Origin of the sequence: Draconibacterium sp. (assembly GCF_041583095.1) — a bacterium.
GTDB lineage: Bacteria > Bacteroidota > Bacteroidia > Bacteroidales > Prolixibacteraceae > Draconibacterium.
Window position 1 is genome coordinate 1 of record NZ_JBFHGM010000357.1, and the last position, 4,248, is coordinate 4,248.

The following is a 4,248-nucleotide window of genomic DNA, read 5'->3' on the forward strand; positions in this document are numbered from 1 at the left end:
AAAAGGACCACACAGTTTGCGTTATGGAAATGCTTTTGGCGGAACCATAAATTTTAAAAGTTCTTCGCCCGTTTTTAAGAAAAAAGCAACACCTGTTGGTCGTGTGGGAACAAGTTACGAGAGCAACGGAAACATTTTTAGAACGGAAGGAGTGGCCGGAGTTTCCGGCTCAAAAGTAGATTTCCGGATGTTTGGTGCTTATTCCACCGGCGATGATTATACCGATGGCGATGGAGTGGATATTGCAGCGCGTTTTAACCGGCTGAACTGGGGAGGAAAACTTGGGGTAAAACTCAGTCAAACCCAAAAAATTGGAGTGCTGGTTTCAAACAATATTGCCAAAGATGTTGATTTTCCGGCCTTACCAATGGATTTGCGCGAAGACAATACCTGGCTGGTAAATGCCAGTCATTCGGCCGTTTTTTATGATAAAGCACTTAGCTCGTGGAATACCAGTGTGTACGGTACGATGGTAGATCATCGAATGGATAATTATGAAAAAGTACTTGATCCGCGAATGGTGAATGCAATAACCGATGCCGAAACGCGTAATTACGGTGGACGAACAGAATTGCGTTTCGATTTTAACAAAAGCTACCTCTATGCAGGTGCTGATTATCGTTTTGAGTCGGCCGACGGATATCGTGAGCGCACAATGCTAATGGGACCAATGGCCGGCAAAGTGCTGATGGATATTGTGTGGCAGGATGCCGAAATAAATCGCACTGGATTTTTTGGTGAATGGCACATCGCGCAGCCGGGATTTCAGTTTGTTGTTTCTGGACGCCTCGATATAAATTCGTCAAAAGCCAATAATCCCGATCCGCGTTTTGAAGAAATTTATTCTGATTTAGAATCGACGCAAGTGCATCCCTCGGTTAGTGTTGGCGGAACACGTTTGTTCAATGAAAATATATCGCTGGGTTTGTGGATGGGAATGGCCACGCGAAGTCCGGGAATTGCCGAACGCTACATCAATCAGTTTCCGATTGGGCTCGATCCCTACGAAATGCTGGGAAATCCTGATCTTGATCCGGAAATTAACAATCAGCTCGATCTGGTTTTTCGTTATCAAACCGAAAAGACTAATATAAATATAAATGTGTTTACCTCGGTTTTGCGCGATTATATTTCGTCTGAAATTCGCGAAGATCTGCAGCCTGCGTTGAGCACTTCGCCGGGGGTACGTCAGTTTATAAATATCAAAAAAGCATTAATGACTGGTTTTGAAGCCAACTGGATTCAGCAATATAATTCGTTCCTAAATCACGATTTGGGATTGGTTTATACGCACGGCCAGAATCAGGAGCTGGATGAACCGTTGCCCGAAATTCCACCGATGGAGTTTCATTATCACTTGATGGGGAATTTTGCAGATAGCAAACTAAAGCCGGAACTGATGTTCAGGCATGCCATGAAACAGGATCGGATTGCAACATCGTACGGCGAAACAGAAACGCCGGCTTTTAATGTAGTTGATGCAAAAGTTTCGTGGTTGGTGAATAGCGTTTTTACAGCCACCGGTGGTGTGCAAAACTTGTTTGATGAAGCGTATTACGAACATCTGGCGCGATCAGTTCGTGGAGCAGATGCCCGACCCATTTATTCGCCAGGAAGGAGCTTTTATGTCACGCTTACCATTAGTTTCTTATAACTTTATATTGTGGAACAAATAAAAAGCTCTTCCTTTTTGGGAAGAGCTTTTCTATTCAAACCAATTATTCAAAGTTATTCGCTGGGAATATTACCAGTATTATTTCATTATATTCTCCACTTATTTTCGGTGCAAAAAATCAATTGCTGAACTCTTTTTTTATTGAAACGTTAACAGATGTTAAAATACATAGGGTGATTTTAGATTGTGTTTCGTATCACTTAACGATAAATTTTTATACTTTACCTTTGACTTTTTAACAGGACAGGTTTTAAATACTGCGGTTGAGTAATTAATTTTTAAATTTAACTGACCGTAAAGATTAATTATGATTTTTAATTCTTCGTTTGAAAATATCTACCTGATTTTACCCTTAATTGGCTTTGTTATTGGGCTTTTTGGAACCATGCTTGGAGGAGGTGGAGGCTTTTTCTTTTTGCCGGTGCTTACCTTAATAATTGGCGTGCCCGCGCATACAGCTGTGGCAACTTCGCTGGCTGCAACACTACCAATTGGATTGGTAGGCTCGTGGGGGCACTACCGAAAAGGAAATATCGATACCAAAACCGGGGCCTTGTTTGGCATTGCCGGAATTGTAGGAGCTTTGCTGGGTGCACGTATAACAAATTTAATTTCGGAGCCGCAATTAAAGCTACTGTTTGGAGTTTATTCCATTTTGATAGCAATAAATATGTTGGTAGCCGGTATCCGAAAATACAGAGAGGCCGGAGACAACGAAAATAATACAAAACTTAAAGCCGTTCGGGTTGGGAAAGGCTCGTTTTTTGGCTTAACGGCCGGACTGATTGCCGGAACATTTGGAACCAGCGGGACTGCACCTATTATTGCCGGATTATTTTCGATGCGCCTGCAGGTAAAATTAGTGGTTGGCACATCGTTGCTGGTGGTTTTGGTAAATACCGTATTTGCGGTTGGTGCCCACTTTTTAATGGGCAGTATCGATCTTACTCTAATTGCCTTTCTTACATCGGGATCGGTAATTGGTGCGTTTTTGGGGCCGCGGCTTTTTGCAAAAGCAAAGATCGGAAAATCGGAGAATAGGGTAAAGTACATATACGCGGCTGTGGTTGCTGCAATCGGTATTTTAATGATAGTAAACAGATAACATGATTTTAACGATTTACATATTCATTCTGTCATATTTCTTGCTGGGTGCAGTTGGATTCTTTTTTATTAACCGGAAAAAGGAAAAAGCAGTGGCCCGAAAAAGCTGGACAAAATTCATTAGCTATTTTATTATTATCCACGTTTTGTTTTTCAGCATAACAATAAAACCGGTATTCTTTCAGGTTTTAGTGGGGACAATATTGCTGGCTGGTGCGTTCGAGCTTTTAAGGCTATTTAAAAGAGCCGGTTTTAAACAATCGGGATTCGTAATCGTTTCCCTACTTATCTATGCCGTTTTAGGGGCAGGATTGTGGTTGTTTGGGGCGATGGATAACAAACTGGTGCTTTTTGCATTTCTGATCTTATCGATCTTTGATGCGTTTAGCCAGATTTCGGGTCAGTTGTGGGGAAAAACAAAAATAGCACCTGATATCAGCCCCAATAAAACCATTGGAGGAACGGTTGGTGGTGCTTTGTTTGCATTCGCAAGCGGCTTTTTTCTACACGGATTATACGACAATAAATGGTATGTGGTGGCCGGGCTTACACTCGGAATAATTGTGTTTGCTTTTTTAGGCGACATTGCTGCTTCGTTGTACAAAAGAAAATTCGGAGTAAAAGATTACAGTAATTTGATACCAGGGCACGGAGGATTTCTCGACCGCTTTGACAGTTTAATTGCGGGTGGAGCCTGGGTAACATTTTTTTTTCTGATGATTGGTTCTTAACTTGAGCATTTCAGGAAAGGATAATAACAGTTCGATCAATAAATGAAGTGGTGAAACTTATAAAGCGATAACTTTGTTTATTGAAAACGGAGCGGGAATTTGAGGGAAGATAACCAGAGAATAAAATATTTTTATGGGGAACACTATTACGCTGTCAGTAGTATATTTTATTGCAATAATACTGTTACTGGCATTTAACGAACTTAACTACCGACGACTAAAAGTAAAAGGCGAGTTTACACGAAAGTTTGCGCACTTTACCGCCACCATTGCTGTGGTACCCTTTCCATACATTTTTTCAAGTCATTGGTATGTGTTTGTGCTGGCGCTCATCTTTTTTGCGGCCTTATTTATTACACAATACAGCAAACAGTTGAATTCCATTCACGATATCGACCGGAAATCGATTGGAAGTTACCTGTTACCTGCATCAATTTATCTTACATTTTTACTATCGGATATACTCGATAGCAAATTTATTTTCATCCTGCCAATGCTGATTTTGGGAATTAGCGACCCGATGGCAGCCATTGTAGGAATCAGCTTTAAAACGAACAATCATAAAATAAAAATATTGGGCATCGATACCGGAAAATCAATTTTCGGATCGGGTGCATTTTTACTCACCAGCTTTGTTATCAGCCTGCTGGCCCTTTATTTTAATCGCGGTGTTTTCGATTTGAAAACCTTTTATATTGGACTTGCAGTAGCTGTTGTTAGCACACTGGCAGAATTACT

General features: G+C 41.0%; 4 protein-coding genes. All 4 read left to right on the top strand.

All coding sequences use genetic code 11. The annotated features are described in order from the left end of the window. A partial coding sequence (locus ABZB17_RS20935) for a TonB-dependent receptor (RefSeq protein WP_372653303.1) occupies positions 1-1,654 on the top strand: 1,654 nt, incomplete at its 5' end. Between the two features lie 328 nt (positions 1,655-1,982). Further along, positions 1,983-2,780, top strand: coding sequence for a sulfite exporter TauE/SafE family protein (locus tag ABZB17_RS20940; RefSeq protein WP_372653305.1), 798 nt, complete (start codon positions 1,983-1,985; stop codon positions 2,778-2,780). 1 nt (position 2,781) lies between these two features. Continuing rightward, positions 2,782-3,510 carry a phosphatidate cytidylyltransferase gene (locus ABZB17_RS20945; RefSeq protein WP_372653307.1) on the top strand — a complete coding sequence of 243 codons (729 nt, stop codon included), beginning with the start codon at positions 2,782-2,784 and terminating at the stop codon, positions 3,508-3,510. Positions 3,511-3,643: 133 nt separating this feature from the next. Then, on the top strand, positions 3,644-4,248 hold a 605-nt coding region (locus ABZB17_RS20950), incomplete at its 3' end, for a phosphatidate cytidylyltransferase (RefSeq protein WP_372653309.1).

Coding starts and splice junctions, on each gene's coding strand:
- ABZB17_RS20945 (WP_372653307.1), top strand. CDS start 2,782: ATGATTTTAACGATTTACATATTCATTCTGTCATATTTCTTGCTGGGT.
- ABZB17_RS20940 (WP_372653305.1), top strand. CDS start 1,983: ATGATTTTTAATTCTTCGTTTGAAAATATCTACCTGATTTTACCCTTA.